Origin of the sequence: Amycolatopsis lexingtonensis, assembly GCF_014873755.1 — a bacterium.
GTDB lineage: Bacteria > Actinomycetota > Actinomycetes > Mycobacteriales > Pseudonocardiaceae > Amycolatopsis > Amycolatopsis lexingtonensis.
On the sequence record NZ_JADBEG010000001.1, the window covers coordinates 1,442,923 to 1,457,259 of the forward strand.

14 protein-coding genes are annotated in these 14,337 nt (G+C 73.7%); 9 read left to right on the forward strand and 5 right to left on the reverse strand.

Going from position 1 to position 14,337, the window contains the following annotated elements:
- Positions 1 to 9: 9 nt before the first annotated feature.
- The 7 genes from H4696_RS07035 (at position 10) to H4696_RS07065 (ending at position 8,629) form a co-directional block, all read left to right on the forward strand.
- Positions 10 to 1,164, forward strand: coding sequence for an ADP-ribosylglycohydrolase family protein (locus H4696_RS07035; RefSeq protein ID WP_086863474.1), 1,155 nt, complete (start codon positions 10 to 12; stop codon positions 1,162 to 1,164).
- On the forward strand, positions 1,161 to 2,444 hold the full coding sequence (locus H4696_RS07040) for an ADP-ribosylglycohydrolase family protein (RefSeq protein ID WP_086863473.1): 1,284 nt from the start codon (positions 1,161 to 1,163) through the stop codon (positions 2,442 to 2,444). The genes H4696_RS07035 and H4696_RS07040 overlap by 4 nt, the downstream gene beginning before the upstream one ends.
- Positions 2,441 to 3,322, forward strand: a complete 882-nt coding sequence (locus H4696_RS07045; RefSeq protein ID WP_086863472.1) for a ribokinase — start codon at positions 2,441 to 2,443, stop codon at positions 3,320 to 3,322. The genes H4696_RS07040 and H4696_RS07045 overlap by 4 nt, the downstream gene beginning before the upstream one ends.
- The gene (locus tag H4696_RS07050; protein ID WP_192782122.1) at positions 3,319 to 5,172 is read left to right on the forward strand and encodes an SUMF1/EgtB/PvdO family nonheme iron enzyme; all 1,854 of its coding nucleotides are present in this window, start codon (positions 3,319 to 3,321) and stop codon (positions 5,170 to 5,172) included. Before H4696_RS07045 ends, H4696_RS07050 begins: the two co-directional genes overlap by 4 nt.
- Positions 5,169 to 6,377 carry a CaiB/BaiF CoA transferase family protein gene (locus tag H4696_RS07055; protein WP_086857643.1) on the forward strand — a complete coding sequence of 403 codons (1,209 nt, stop codon included), beginning with the start codon at positions 5,169 to 5,171 and terminating at the stop codon, positions 6,375 to 6,377. The genes H4696_RS07050 and H4696_RS07055 overlap by 4 nt, the downstream gene beginning before the upstream one ends.
- A complete protein-coding gene (locus tag H4696_RS07060) occupies positions 6,374 to 7,189 on the forward strand; it encodes an HpcH/HpaI aldolase/citrate lyase family protein (RefSeq protein WP_086857642.1) in 816 nt (271 codons plus the stop codon). Before H4696_RS07055 ends, H4696_RS07060 begins: the two co-directional genes overlap by 4 nt.
- 213 nt (positions 7,190 to 7,402) lie before the next feature.
- The gene (locus H4696_RS07065) at positions 7,403 to 8,629 is read left to right on the forward strand and encodes a hypothetical protein (protein WP_086863139.1); all 1,227 of its coding nucleotides are present in this window, start codon (positions 7,403 to 7,405) and stop codon (positions 8,627 to 8,629) included.
- On the opposite strand, the gene H4696_RS07070 is transcribed toward H4696_RS07065, so the two are convergent.
- Positions 8,626 to 9,594, reverse strand: a complete 969-nt coding sequence (locus H4696_RS07070) for an ArsR/SmtB family transcription factor (RefSeq protein ID WP_249027135.1) — start codon at positions 9,592 to 9,594, stop codon at positions 8,626 to 8,628. The two genes, H4696_RS07065 and H4696_RS07070, sit on opposite strands and share 4 nt — an antisense overlap.
- Before the next feature lie 66 nt (positions 9,595 to 9,660).
- Here H4696_RS07070 and H4696_RS07075 point away from each other — a divergent pair, with 66 nt between their 5' ends.
- On the forward strand, positions 9,661 to 10,839 hold the full coding sequence (locus tag H4696_RS07075) for an MFS transporter (RefSeq protein ID WP_086863140.1): 1,179 nt from the start codon (positions 9,661 to 9,663) through the stop codon (positions 10,837 to 10,839).
- Here the strand turns inward: H4696_RS07075 and wsfD are convergent.
- From wsfD to H4696_RS07090, 3 genes are all read right to left on the reverse strand, one after another.
- Positions 10,832 to 12,325, reverse strand: coding sequence for a glycan biosynthesis hexose transferase WsfD (gene wsfD / locus H4696_RS07080; protein WP_169735093.1), 1,494 nt, complete (start codon positions 12,323 to 12,325; stop codon positions 10,832 to 10,834). The genes H4696_RS07075 and wsfD overlap by 8 nt on opposite strands.
- Positions 12,326 to 12,413: 88 nt before the next feature.
- The gene (locus H4696_RS07085) at positions 12,414 to 12,614 is read right to left on the reverse strand and encodes a hypothetical protein (protein WP_086863142.1); all 201 of its coding nucleotides are present in this window, start codon (positions 12,612 to 12,614) and stop codon (positions 12,414 to 12,416) included.
- Positions 12,611 to 13,018 carry a DUF6010 family protein gene (locus tag H4696_RS07090; RefSeq protein ID WP_086863143.1) on the reverse strand — a complete coding sequence of 136 codons (408 nt, stop codon included), beginning with the start codon at positions 13,016 to 13,018 and terminating at the stop codon, positions 12,611 to 12,613. Before H4696_RS07090 ends, H4696_RS07085 begins: the two co-directional genes overlap by 4 nt.
- A gap of 122 nt (positions 13,019 to 13,140) precedes the next feature.
- Here H4696_RS07090 and H4696_RS07095 point away from each other — a divergent pair, with 122 nt between their 5' ends.
- Entirely contained in the window at positions 13,141 to 13,791 is a 651-nt protein-coding gene (locus tag H4696_RS07095; protein WP_086863154.1) for a TetR/AcrR family transcriptional regulator, read from the forward strand.
- On the opposite strand, the gene H4696_RS07100 is transcribed toward H4696_RS07095, so the two are convergent.
- The gene (locus H4696_RS07100) at positions 13,776 to 14,189 is read right to left on the reverse strand and encodes a DUF5655 domain-containing protein (RefSeq protein WP_225955615.1); all 414 of its coding nucleotides are present in this window, start codon (positions 14,187 to 14,189) and stop codon (positions 13,776 to 13,778) included. The two genes, H4696_RS07095 and H4696_RS07100, sit on opposite strands and share 16 nt — an antisense overlap.
- Between the last annotated feature and the right edge of the window lie 148 nt (positions 14,190 to 14,337).

The following is a 14,337-nucleotide window of genomic DNA, read 5'->3' on the forward strand; positions in this document are numbered from 1 at the left end:
AGCGGATTGGTGACCTGGCTGGAAGACCGGGCCGTCGCGGTGATCACCGGTGCGGCCGTCGGGGACGCCCTCGGCGGTGCCACCGAAGGGTGGACACCCGAGCAGATCGAAGAGCGGCACGGCGGCCGGGTGACCGGTGTCGTCGGGCCGTGGTACCCGGACTGGCGGACGGCCCGCCCGATCGCGCCGTACCACAAGGGCGACGGGCACGTCACCGACGACACCCTCATGACGCGGGCGCTCGTCGAGGTGTACGCGAAGCGACGCGCGCACCTCGACGCGTACGCGATGGCCGAGGACCTGGTGCCGCTGATGATCGGCGAGCCGCGCTGGGTGCCGGAGCTGGAGTCGACCGCGCTGTTGCTGCAGCGGGTCTTCCTCGCGGAGAAGTGGATCGTCGCGAGGCTCCACTATGGACACGTGGATCCGCGCGAAGCGGGCGTGGGCAACGTGGTCAACTGCGGTGCGGCGATGTACGTCGCCCCGGTGGGCGTGGTCAACGCGGGTGATCCGCGGGCCGCGTACGCCGAGGCGATCGACCTGACCGGCGCGCACCAGTCGAGCTACGGCCGCGAGGCGGCGGGCGTGCTGGCCGCGATGGTGGCGGCCGCGGTCGCCCCGGGCGCGTCGCTCGACGACGTCGTGGCGGCCGCGCTGGACGTGGCCCACGACGGGACCGCCGCGGCGTTGCGCGCGGTCGTGGAGACCTTCGGTGACCGGTCCGTCCCCCCGGGCACCGACGGGGAAGAACGCGCGCTGGCGGCGCTCGTCCGCGAGACCGTCGCGCCGTTCGACTCGGTCGGGCCGCACTACCGCGAGATGTCGATGGACGCGCGGCGGCCGTCGCGGACGAAGTCGATCGAGGAGCTGCCCGCCGCGCTGGCGTTCGTGCTGGCGCACCGGGGCGACTTCCGCGGCGCGGTGCTGGCGGCGGTGAACTACGGCCGGGACGCCGACTCGATCGCCGTGATGGCGGCGGCGATCTGCGCGGGCCTCGGCGGCACGGCCGTGGTGCCCGCCGAGTGGGTCGACCAGGTCGGCGACGCCAGCCGGATGGACCTGCGCGAGACCGGGCACCTGCTGGCTTCGGCGGCCGCGGACATCCTGAAGGCCGACCGCGAGCGGGCCGCCGCCCGCGCCGCGTTCCTGGAGGCGACGGCGTGAGGCTGACCTGGGCCCAGCCCGAGGACCTGCTCCCGCACGAGCTGGTCCAGTCCGCCGCGGAGGGCAAGGACGTCTCCGCTGCGCGGGCGCGCTGGATCGCGGCCGGCGGTGACCCCGTGCCCGCGGTCAGCGGCGCGGGTCTCGCGGCCCCCGGGCTGCGGGCGCTGGCGCGGGAGCTGCTGGACTCGCTGGACGCGCCGGCGCCCGAGCCGGAACCGGTCCTGCCCGCGGCGCCTTCGCTGCCGCGCGGGTCCCGGGGCCGCGAGCTGGACGCGTGGACCGGCCGGGCGGCGGGCTGCCTGCTCGGCAAGCCGGTGGAGAAGATCCCGCGCGAAGGGATCGAGGAGATCCTCCGCGCGACCGGCCGGTGGCCCCTCGACCGGTGGTTCACCGCGGTGGGACTGCCCGCCGACGTCGCCGAGCGGTGGCCGTGGAACCGCCGGTCGGCCCCGACGTCGCTCGAGGAGAACATCGACGGGATGCCCGAGGACGACGACCTCAACTACCCGATGCTGGCGCTGTCCCTGGTGGAAGAGCGCGGCCGGGGGTTCACCACCGACGACGTCGCCCAGCTGTGGCTGGACAACCTGCCCGCCGGGCGGGTGTTCACGGCGGAGCGTGCGGCGTACCGGAACCTGCTCGACGCCCGATCCGACACCGCCACCTTCCGGAACCCGTTCCGCGAGTGGATCGGCGCGCTGATCCGCGCGGACGTGTTCGGCTGGATCTGCCCGGGCGACGTGCCCGCCGCGGCCCGGCTGGCGCGAGTGGACGCGCGGCTGAGCCACACGCGCAACGGCGTGTACGGCGCGATGTGGGCCGCGGGCCTCGCGTCGGCGGCGATGGTGTGCGACTCGGTGGACGAAGTCCTCGACGCGGCGATGGCGGCGATCCCGGCGTCCAGCGACCTGGCGGCGGCGGTCCACTTCGGACGGTCGACGGCTGCGAACGGTGATGTCGCGAGTGGACTCGACCGGCTGCACGCGGAATACGGGAACCTGCATTGGGTGCACGTGCTCAACAACGCGGCGGTGATCGCGTACGCCCTCGCGAAGGGCGGCGGCGAGTTCGGGCCGAGCGTGTCGATCGCGGTGACCGCGGGCTGGGACACCGATTCGGCGGCCGCGACGGTCGGGGGAGTGGTGGGCGCGCTGAGCGGGGTGGATGAGTACTGGAGCAAGCCGTTGGACGGGCGGATCGCGACTTCACTGCCGGGTGGGGAACGGCGGATCGCGGATCTCGCGGCCCGCACGGCGAGGCTGGCGGAGGCGGCGCGATGACCGGGCGGGTCGTGGTCGTGGGGTCGGCCAACGTGGATCTCGCCGTCGATGTGCCCCGGCCGCCCAAAGCGGGCGAGACCATCCTCGGTGACCGCCTTCGCCGCAGTCCCGGAGGCAAAGGTGCGAACCAGGCCGTAGCCGCCGCGCTGGCCGGGGGTGCCGACACCAGCTTCGTCGGCGCGCTCGGCGACGACGAAGGTGCCGACCTGATCCTCGTCTCCCTCGGCGGCGCGGGCGTCCGCACCGACCTGATCGAACGCGCCGAAGCACCCACCGGCACCGCGTTCATCACCGTCGCCCCGGACGGGGAGAACGCCATCGTCGTCGCCCCGGGCGCCAACGACCACGTGCGGATCGGGGCCGCGCAGGCCGACCGGATCGCCGAAGCCGACGTCATCCTGGCGCAGCTGGAAATCCCGCTCGACGTCGTCGCGGCCGCCGCCGCGGCCAAGCGGCCCGGGGCGCGGATGATCCTCAACGCGGCGCCGTCGCGGGAGCTGCCCGATTCGCTGTGGGAGGTCGTCGACCTGCTGGTCGTGAACGAGCACGAAGCGGCCGACCTCGCGGGCGAGCCCGAGAAGCTGCTCAAGCGCGTCCCGGCGGTGGTCGTCACCCTCGGCGGCGAGGGCTGCGCGGTCCTCCGCCGCGACGAGGAACCCGTGCGGATCCCCGGCATCCCGGTCGACGTCGTGGACACCACCGGCGCGGGCGACACCTTCTGCGGCGTCCTCGCCGCCGCCCTGGCCCACGGGCACCACCTACCCGAGGCCGCCCGGCAAGCGAGCGCCGCCGCCGCGCTGGCCGTCACGCGGCCCGGGGCCCAGGCCGCCGTCCCCACCGCCGCGGAAGTCGCGGCGCTCGAAGGAAAGGCACGATGACCGCCAGTTTCGACCCGCTCGTCCCGCGGCCGATCGACCGGCCGACCGAGGTGCGCGGTCCGCTGTCCGCATTGGACGAAGCCAAGATCTTCGCCGCGCCCGCGAACCCCGCCGACCGGCCCGCGTGGCGCGCGAAGCTCCACGAATGGCGTGAAGACGCCCGCAAGCGCCACGGCTACACCGGCGCCGCCTACGCTCGTCCGCAAGCGGCCTGGGCGGCGTCCTGCTACGCCGTCGCCCAGGTCTGGCTCTGGGACGAGCTGCTCTACTCGTTCGCCGAACACCGCTTCACGCCCGAACGTTTCCTCGCCGACGCGAGAGACCGCTTCGGCGGGCTCGACGCCGTCGTCCTCTGGCACGCCTACCCGGTGATCGGCCTCGACGACCGCAACCAGTGGGACTTCTACCGCGACGTCCCCGGTCTCCCCGCCCTCATCGACACCCTGCACGCCGAGGGCCTGCGCGTCTTCGTCGACTACAACCCCTGGGACGTCGGCACCCGCCGCGGCGAGGACGACCTCACCGAGCTGGCCGCCCTGGTCAAGGACTTCGAAGCCGACGGCGTCTTCCTCGACACGCTCAAGAAGGCCGAGCCGGACTTCGTCGACCGTCTCGAAGCCGCCCGGCCCGGGATCGTCCTCGAGGGCGAGTCGAAGCTCGCCGTCGAGCGGATCGAGGACCACGCGGCGTCGTGGGCCCAGTTCTTCGCCGACTCGCCCGTGCCCGGCGTCCTGCGCGCCCACTGGTACGAGCGGCGCCACATGCAGCACCACGTCCGCCGCTGGCACCGCGACCACAGCGAAGAACTGCAGTCGGCGTGGCTCAACGGCGTCGGCGTGATGGTCTGGGAGGTCGTCTTCGGGGTCTGGGTCGGCTGGTCTCCCCGCGACGCCGCGACCGTCCGCCGGATGGTCACTCTGCAGCGCCTGGCGAAGGACCTCCTCCTCGACGGCGAGTGGACGCCCCTGGCCGAACTGCCGCCCGAGGCCGAAGCCGCCGGCGTCTACGCGTCTCGCTGGGACCTCGGGGACAAGACCTTGTGGACCCTCGCCAACCGCGGCGACACCGACTACCACGGCCCGCTGCCCGGCACCGACCTCCTCGGCGGGGTCCCCGCCCGCGGGATCGGCGCCACGGCGGACGGCTGGCGCCCCGAGCTCCCGGACCTGCCGCACGACCCGGACGCCCGGTTCCCGCACCGGATCGCGACTCGCGTCCGTCCACAACGGACCACCGGAGTGCCGGACGAAGACGCGGTCGTCGTCCCGGCCGGGCCGTACGTCCTGACCGTGCGGTACCGCGCTCGCGAGACCGGCATGTACCAGGGAGCGCCCTACGTCGACGAATGGAAGCCGCTCCCACCGCGCCTGCACGACGCCCGCACGCTGCAACGCGAAGGCGAGCTGACCACTTCGGTGGCGGTGGCGGCGACCGAAGTGACCAACGCGCAGTTCGCGGAGTTCCTGGCCGCGACCGGCTACGAGTGGGCACCGAAGCACGCGGGCGCCGCGGACGAGCCGGTCACGTACGTCGACCTCGACGACGCCCGCGCGTACTGCGCGTGGCGCGGCGGCCGGCTGCCCACCGAGGACGAATGGCAGCTGGCGGGGGAGCGGCTGCGCCGCGGCACCCCGGCCGTGTGGAACTGGACCGAGAGCGAGCACTCCGACGGCCGGACCCGGCTCGTGATGCTGAAGGGCGGCAGCGACTACGTGGCCGAAGGCTCGGAGTGGTACGTCGAAGGCGGCCGGAAGGGACCCGAGTACACCGTGAAACTCCTCCTGCCCGGCCTGGGCCTCGCCCGGAGCGCGACGGTCGGCTTCCGCTGCGCCTGGGAGGTGCCGTCGTGACCGTCTCCCGCGACCCCGCCGCCGGGGCACTGGCCGGGCTGCGCGTCGTCGACGCGTCCACGCTCTTCGCCGGGCCGATGGCCGCGATGCACCTGGGCGACATGGGTGCCGAGGTGATCAAGGTCGAGCACCCGCGCAAACCGGACCCCTCCCGCACCCACGGCGCCGCCAAGGACGGCGTCAACCTCTGGTGGAAGACGCTGGGCCGGAACAAGCGCACGATCACCGCCGATCTCGGCAGCGAAGGCGGCCGCGAGGTCTTCCTCGCCCTCGTCACCACCGCCGACGTCGTGATCGAGAACTTCCGCCCGGGCACCCTCGAGCGCTGGCAGCTCGGGTACGACGAGCTGGCGAGCTGGAACCCGGAGCTCGTGCTCGCCCGCGTCACCGGATTCGGGCAGCTCGGTCCTTATCGGTCGCGGCCCGGCTTCGGCACCCTCGCCGAAGCGATGAGCGGCTTCGCGGCGACCACCGGGGAACCCGACGGGCCGCCGACGCTCCCGCCGTTCGGCCTGGCCGACGGCGTCGCGTCGCTGGCCACGGCGTACGCGATCATGGTCGCCCTGGCGGCGCGCGCGAACACCGGGCGCGGGCAGGTCGTCGACACCGCGATCATCGAGCCGATGCTCGCCATGCTCGGCCCGCAGATCACGCGTTGGGACCAGCTGCGCACCGTCCAGCCGCGCACCGGAAACCGGTCGACCAACAACGCGCCGCGCAACACCTACCGCACCGCCGACGGCCAGTGGGTCGCGGTGTCCACGTCGGCCCAGTCGATCGCCGAACGCGTGGTCCGGATGGTCGGCCGCCCGGACCTCGTCGACGAGCCGTGGTTCGCCAGCGGTGCCGAGCGCGCCCGGCACGCCGACGAACTCGACGAAGCCGTCGGCAAGTGGATCGGGCAGCGTACGCGCGACGAGGTCGTCGCGGCGTTCGAGGAAGCGCAGGCCGCGGTCGCGCCGATCTACGACGCCGCCGACATCGTCGCCGACCCGCAGTTCCGGGCGCTCGGCACGATCCACGAGATCGAGGACGCCGAGCTGGGGCCGATGCTCATGCAGGGCCCGCTGTTCCGGCTGTCGGGCCACGACGGCGTCATCGGGTTCACCGGGCGCCCGCACGGCGCCGACACCGACGCGGTCCTGGACGAACTCGGGTTCTCGCCGGAACGGGTGGCCGAACTGCGGGAGCGGGGTGCGGTGTGACGCCGCCGCTCACGCTCCTCTACGCGCCCGCCGACCGGCCGGACCGGGTGCGCAAGGCCCTGGAATCCGCGGCCGACGTCGTGCTCGTCGACCTCGAGGACGCCGTCGCCCCGGCCCGCAAGGACGAAGCCCGCGAAAACGCCGTGCGGCTGCTGGCTTCGGTGGCGAGGCCGGTGCAGGTGCGCGTCAACCACCCGAGCACGCCGTGGCACGACGCCGACCTCGCGGCGGTCGCGGGCCTGCCGCCGTCGGTGGGCGTGCGGCTCCCGAAAGTCGAAGCCCCGGCGGAGGTCCTGGCCGTCGCCGCGGTGCTCCCGGGCCGGGACCTGCACCCGCTGATCGAGTCCGCGCTCGGCGTGGAACGGGCCCTGGAGATCGCGACGGCGTCGCCGCGGGTGGCGTCGATCGGGCTGGGCGAGGCGGACCTGCGCTCGGACCTCGGCGTGGCCGACGACGCCGGGCTGACCTGGGCGCGAAGCCGGGTGATCGTCGCGGCGCGGGCCGCGCGGCTGGCCCCGCCCGCGATGTCGGCCTACCCGAACGTCCGCGACCTCGACGGGCTCGCGGCGTCCTGCCGCGCGGGGAGGGCGCTGGGGTTCCGCGGCCGGACCGCGATCCACCCGGTGCAGCTCGAGACGATCCGGACCGCGTTCCTGCCGACGGCGCAGGAGGTCTCGCGGGCGCGTGAGGTCATCGCGCGGGTGGCGGGCGCGACGGCGGCCGGGGTGGGCGCGATCGCCCTGGCGGACGGGACGTTCCTCGACGTGGCCATGGTCGAGCAGGCGCGGACGGTGCTTTCCCTGGCCGACTAGTGTCGCGCGTCCGATGTTCGTCGACGGCGGCCCGGCGTGCGCCCCAATGTGGCGTTGGTTGCGTCTGACGCACCGAACGCCACATTGGGTGCGCTGGACGCACCGAACGCCACATTGGGGCGCTCGGCCCGAGCGTCAACCAACTTTCGACGCATGGCACCAGTACAACCGCGTTGTACGGATTTTGGACCTACGTGTGGCGCACTGGCGCCCATGCGAATTCCGAAAACGATCGTCCTCGCGCTGGCCGTGGTGGCCGGTGCACTGGCGCTGCCCGGGACGGCGAGCGCCGCCTACAGCGACCCGCTGACGACGACCACGAAGCAGAACCTCGTCTGGCACGCGACCCCGGCCGCGGCGCTCACCGCGCTGGACAACGCGCTGCCGAACGTCAGCCTCAACACCGTCGTCAACGACACCAGCTACGCGATGACCGGCTGCACGAGCGCGGAGAAGGCCGCGCTGCCCAAGGCGCCGGTGGCCACCAAGTCACTGTGCTGGGACAGCGAGCGGGCCGGCAGCACGACGTGGGTGCCCCAGGGCATCACGACCTCCGGTGACGCCGACGACGACGGCATGTGGGGTGCGGACAAGATCATCCTGTCCGGCTGGCACGGCACCACCGAGCTGGGCCGGTACAACGACGCGCGGATCCAGGCCATCAACTACGACGACCCGGCGTCGGCCGCCCACCGGATGATGTACCTGGCCGTGCCGAACAGCACCGGCAGCAGCTTCTCCTCGGCGCAGGCGCACATGGGCGGGATGGCCTGGTACGGCGACAAGATCTACGTCACCGCCGTGGGCAACACCTCGACCGCGATCCGCGTGTTCAGCACCAAGCACATCCTGCAGCTGAGCGACACGACGTCGAACGCGATCGGCAAGACCTCCGGCGGGTACGCGGCCTACACCTACAAGTACGCGATGATGCAGGTCGGCTACTACTCCTACGCGGGCGGCACGTGCAGCATGTCCTCCGACACGGGCGTGCCGTGCTTTTCGTCGCTGTCGCTGGACCGCAGCACCAGCCCGGCTTCGCTGGTGACCACGGAGTACTTCTCCGACCAGGCCCTGCACGGCCGCCTCTACCGCTTCCCGATGGGCGAGGACTACCTGCTGACCGGGACCGCGACGGAGGCCTTCCGCAGCTACGTGGGCAACATGCAGGGCGTGCTGTCCCACAACGGCAAGTGGTACGTCGCCCACAGTTCGGCGACGCTCAACGGCCAGCTCTGGGCCCAGACGACCACGGCGAGCACCTCGGCCACCTGCGGCTCGACGACGGCGTGCTGGGCGGTCCACCCGGAGGCGCTGACCTACGACTGGGCGACCGGCCTGGTCTGGTCCCAGTCCGAGTGGTCGACGGCGGACTGCACGGCGCAGGGCCAGACGTGCGGCCGCGCGGTGTTCGCGGTGCCGCTGACCTCGCTCGGCTAACCGGTCAGGAGGGACGTTCCGAGCGCCGTGATCAGGTAGAGGACCTGGCGCCCGGAGCGTTCCCGCTCGACCAGCCCGTTTTCCCTGAGTACGGCCAGGTGCTGCGAGACGGCGCTGGGCGTGACGCCGAGGGCGCGGGCCAGCTCGGTCGTGGTCGCGGGGGAGCGGAGGGCTTCGAGGAGCCCGGCCCGCGCCTGGCCGAGCAGCCGGACGGTGGCCCGCGCCGGGGGCCGGGTGCCCGCCGTCCACAGCGCGCCGCGGCCGCGGGCGGGGTAGCGGACCGTCGTCTGCGTGGAGGTGTTCCGCTTGACCAGGACGTGCGGCGAGCCGAGCACGACGGGGATGAGCACGAGCCCGCCGGGACCCCGGTTGACCGGCCGGACGTCGTCCAGCAGCAGCTTTCCCTCCTGCCAGCGCAGGTTCGGGTGCAGGCCGGCGAACAGCTTCTCGGCACCGCCGGTGGCCAGTGCGCGGGCGCGGTGGGCGACGTCGGCGTCGAGGACGGCCCGGATCCGCGGCCAGTGCGGGGCCACCAGCCGGTCGTGCGCCGCACGCAGCTCCGCGGCGATCGCCCGCAGCCCGGCCGCCGGGCGCGCGGCGAGGTCGGTGGCGGGCCCGGTCAGCTCGGCGCCGAACACGCGGGCGAGGCTGGCCCGGACCTGGCGGGCGGTCGTGCGCCGCAACGCGGCCAGGTCGTCCTCGATGGACGGACCCGAGTCCTTCGGCGCGGGCACCAGGAATTCCGGCCAGCTGGGCCGGTCGTGCACGAGCAATGGCCACGTCCACGCGAGGTCCAGGGGTTCGCGGGCGAGCTCGTCGGAAGCCCAGCGCAGCCACGGCAGGGTCGCCGCCTGGCGGTCGCGCCCGCCGAGCTGCTGTAGGCACGCCACGGTTTCCGACAGCGGGGAGACGGCGAAGCGGGTCGCCGCCAGCTCCGCGACGTCGAGTTCCACCGTCAGGGCCACGGTCCCGAGTATGTAGCACCGCGCTAAAAGGTGTCCGGCTTCGGCGAAGCGCCGAAGGATCCCGGTATGCCCCGGCTGCCTTATCGGCGCCTGTGGTGGGCGACCGGCGTCGACACCCTCGGCACCGGGGCGTTCACCGCGGCGATGCCCCTGCTGACCGTCACGGTGACGCGCGATCCCCGGCTCGTGTCCCTCGTCGCGACCGCCGCCGCCCTGCCGTGGCTGCTGCTCGCCCTCCCCGCGGGCGCCTTGGCCGACCGGCACGACCGGGCCGGCCTGATGTGGCGGGCGCAGGCGGGCCAGGCCGCGCTGGCCGGGGCGCTCGCCGTGGCGGTCGCGTGCGGCGGCGCCGGCATACCGGTCTTCGTCGTCGTCGCGTTCGGGCTCGGTACCGGAGACGTCGTCTTCGGCACCGCGGCGCAGGCGATCCTGCCGGACCTGCTCCCGCCGTCCGACCTGCCGCGGGCGAACGGCCGTCAGCAGGCCATCACCACGGTCGCCCAGCAGTTCGCCGGGCCACCGCTGGGCAGCGCGCTGTTCGGCGTCGCGGCCGCTTTGCCGTTCGGGCTCGACGCCGTCTCGTTCGCGGTCTCCGCGGCGGTGGTGGCGACGCTGTCCCGGCGAGCCCGCGGCGGTGCCCGGCGCTCCGGCGTCCGCGAAGGGCTGACCTGGCTCCGCCGGCACCGGTTGCTGCGGACCCTCGCCCTCCTGCTGGGCGTCAACGCGTTCTGCGGCCAGCTCGCCACCGTGACGCTGGCCCTGCTCGCCACCGAGGTGGTGCACATCGGCGCCCGCGGCTACGGCGTGCTGCTCGCCGGCGCGGCGGCCGGCAGCGTCCTCGGCGGCCTGGTCAACGCGCGTCTCGTGGCCCGGATCGGGACCCGGGCGGCGCTGGTGACGGCGCTGACCGTGAACGCCGGCGCGTTCGCCGAGATCGGCCTGAGCCCCTCGGCCGTCCCGATGGGGGCGTTCCTGGCCGTGTCCGGCTTCGCCACGACGCTCTGGAACATCGTGGCGATCGGCCTCCGCCAGCGGCTCGTGCCGCCCGCGCTGCTCGGCCGCGTCACCGGCGCGTACCGCCTGCTGGGCTGGGGACTGATCCCGGCGGGCACGCTGGCCGGCGGGCTGGTCGCGCACGGCCTGGGCCTGCGCGCGCCCTACCTGGTGGCGGCCGTCGTGCGCGGGCTCGCGCTGGTGCCGGCGCTGCCGATCCTGCTGCGGGAACTCCGGGACGCCGTCAGGTGACCGGCTGCGGCTCGCGTTCCGCCGCCGGTGGGGCGGGTGCTGCCCGGCGCCGGTCCCACCGCGCCTTCGCCCGCCGGTACAGCGGCGGCGCCGCCACGACGCACAGCGAGAGCGCCGCGACGTCCAGCAGGTACGCCGCCAGCCAGACGTGCTTGGCGATCTCGAAGTAGCCGTCGCCGACCACCGACATCGTCACGATGCCGAGCGCGCTCGTCACCGCCACCCCCGCCACGACGCCGTAGCGGGTCGTCGCTCGGTGACGTCGCAGCAGGGCCAGCACCGTCGCGGCCAGGCCGAGCAGGACGAGCAGCACCGGCCACCACCACAGGCCCATGCTGTCGAGCCAGGCCTGGAACGTCGTGGCGTCGCCGCCCATGTCGCCGCTGACCGGGGCCGAGTTGTCCGGGGGCCGGGTTTCCGACGTCCACGGCTCGTCCGGCAGGTAGGGCAGGCCGCGCCCGAGCGTGGCCTGCAGGCCGGTGCCGATCGCGGCCACCAGCGTGCCCGGGTTCGCCAGCAGGAGGTCCCAGACCTTGTGCTTGACCGTCGAGGGGTCCTCCAGCAGGACGTCCGCGCCGGTCAGCGCCTCCGGCCCGTCGGGGTAGTACGCGTGGCCCGCGCTCTGCTGCGCCTCCGCCGGCAGGCCGAGCTTCGCCGCCGAACCGGGCAGCTCGACCAGGCCGAGCGTGTATACCACGTTGACCGCGTTGACGTCGGCGTAGTTGCGGTCCTGCCAGGCGAGGTTCTCCCGGATCGGCGCGATGAGCTCCAGCACGAGCAGGATCGCGAGCACCGGCCCGACGATCCGGCCGGACCACCAGCGGCCCCGGCCCGGCTTGGCCGCGGTGACCGCGCACACGAGCACGGCGAGCACGAACAGCGGCAGGAAGCCGATCTTCGCCAGCCCGCCCACGACCCCGCCCACGGCGACCAGGCCGAGCGCCGCCAGCCGCGCGAAGCCGTCCTCGGCCTTGGTCGCCGCGATCACGGCCAGCCCGCACAGCAGCGTGTACGCGCCGAACAGCCCCGCGGGCTCGGCGAAGGTCGAGATGAACAGGCGTGCGAAGGCCGGCTCGAGCAGGGGGAGCAGCGGCGGCAGCAGGAAGAGCAGGCGCCGGGTGCCGCGGGCCTGCACCGCCCACGCGGCCGGCAGCGTGACCAGGAAGACCAGGAGCACGTACAGCCAGCCCAGCTTGACCAGGCTGAAGGAGCCGTCCCCGCCGGCGACGGACTCGAAGAGCACCGCGGCGCTCGACGGCTGCGGATCCGGGCACGGCGTGCCGCGGCCGAAGTCGAGCACGACGCCGCCGAGCCAGCTCGCCTTGTGATCCGGCGTCGCGGGCGTCAGCCCGGGCCCGCAGAACAGCCGGTAACCGTCCCCGTTGTCCCCGGCGCCGGTCGGTGTGCCGCCCAGCAGACCGAGGACGAGCGCCAGCACGAGCGCGGCGATCGCCGCGGTCGCCGTGGCGATCCCCACCCTCTTCATGCCGGTCAGCGTAGGTGGTCGGGTCTCCCGGTGGTTCCGGAACTCCCGATTTCCCGTTTTCGCGCCCGCTGTTCCCGGATGCCCGTGCTCAGGCGCCGGGGTGACCGCACGCGTAGACGTTCGCCGAAGCGAGCGCGACGCACGCGGGGCACGTGTTCACCGGCCGGTCGCGGCGGCCGTAGTACGGGTGGCGGGCGCCGCACAGCGCCGTGATCACGTCCCCGGGCCGCGGCTGGGGGTGGCACCGGGGGCAGTAGGCGTGCGCGGCGCGTTCGACATCGGCGCTCATGGCGCCGGAGTACCCCTGACCACGGTGCGCCAACCCGCCACCGACCGGCCGCCGGTGAAGCACCAGATCGCGATGACCGGGTCGCAGATCGCGCAGCCGAACGACGAACCGTGCGCGAACGGCAGGATCGGCTGGCCCTTGAGGTGGTGCACGACGTCCCAGCCGGTGTGCAGGAGCCAGCCGATGCCGATGAACGTCCACGAGTCGAGCCCGCGGAAGGCGATGTAGGTCATCACGGCGCAGAACACGAGCTCCCACGGCCCGAGCGCGCCGCCGGAGAGGTAGGCGGCACCCGCGCCGCCGACCACCACGGCGTTGAGCCGCCGCCGGTGCGCTTCGGGGACGAACGAGTTGAGCGCGGCGTAGAGGAGGCCGATCACGATCGGCGCGAGGATCTCGATCACGCCGGAAACGCTAGGAACCGCCCGGCCGCCGGGCCAGTGGCTGTCCGGCCACCCTCCGCCGGATTCTCGCCAGCGGCGCCCGCTCCGTAAAGTGTGGACCGGGAACGATCAGGGTGGGCTGGATGAACGTGAAGGCGGACCGCGCGAGTGCGACGCGGGAAAGCATCCTCGTGACGGCGGAGCGGCTGTTCGCCGAGCACGGGGTGCATGTGGTGTCCAACCGGCACATCAGCGAGGCGGCCGGCCAGGGCAACAACGCGGCGGTGAACTACCACTTCGGCACCAAGGTCGACCTGGTGCGCGCGATCGTCCGCAAGCACGCGGAGCCCATGGAGCGGCTGCGCGCGGAGCTGGTCGAGGCCATCGACGGCGACGGCGACCTCCGCGACTGGGTGGCCTGCCTGGTCCGCCCGAGCACGACCCACCTGCGTGAACTGGGCGCGCCGACGTGGTTCGCGCGGTTCAGCGCCCAGGTGATGACCGACCCGGCGCTGCGGGCGATCATCGCCGAGGAGTCCCTGTCCTCACCGGCGCTGGCCCGCGCGGTCGAGGGCCTGAACCGCTGCCTCGACGGCCTGCCCGCGGAGATCCGCGCCGAGCGCGGGGACATGGCCCGCCAGCTGATGATCCACATGACCGCGGAGCGCGAACGCGCGCTGGCGGAGGGGACGTCCACGCCGCGGGCGAGCTGGGACGACGCGGGCACCGGGCTGATCGACGCGATCACCGGCCTGCTCCTGGCCCCGGTGTCGCGGCCTCAGGACGTCTCGTAGGCCAGCGTCAGCCAGTTCCGGACCTCGTCGTCCACATCGGACACGTCACGCAGCTTGAGCTGGTGCCCCACGCGGGCTCCGCTCGCCCAGCGCGCCGGCGCGATCCTCGCCGTCTCCACCGGGTGCGGCAGCCACAGGTACACCAGGACGTCCTTGGACCGCGGCCGCAGCTCGGCGAGCTTGTGCTCGCGCTTGAGGAAGACGCCGACCTTGACGGCGTCCTCGTGGACGTCGCCGAGATCGCGCAGGTGCCCGACGACGGCGTCGTAGATCGCGCGCTGCCAGGGTGGTTTCCCGGCGAAGGTCTCGTCGACGGTGCAGCCGGGGACGCAGGTGTGCCCTTGGCGGGCGCGGGCGAACTCGCGGTCGCAGCGCGGGCACGTCCAGCGGGTCGGCATGCCGTCCAGGATGGCACTCACCGCGCGGCGGGGCCCGTCAGCGGGTCGGGGCCGAGCGCCGCGCAGCCAGGGCCCCGCTGCTGCCGGTGACCCCGCCGGCCGCACGTCTTGAATGACTCATTCAGGTCTTCGGAGGTCCTGAATGAGT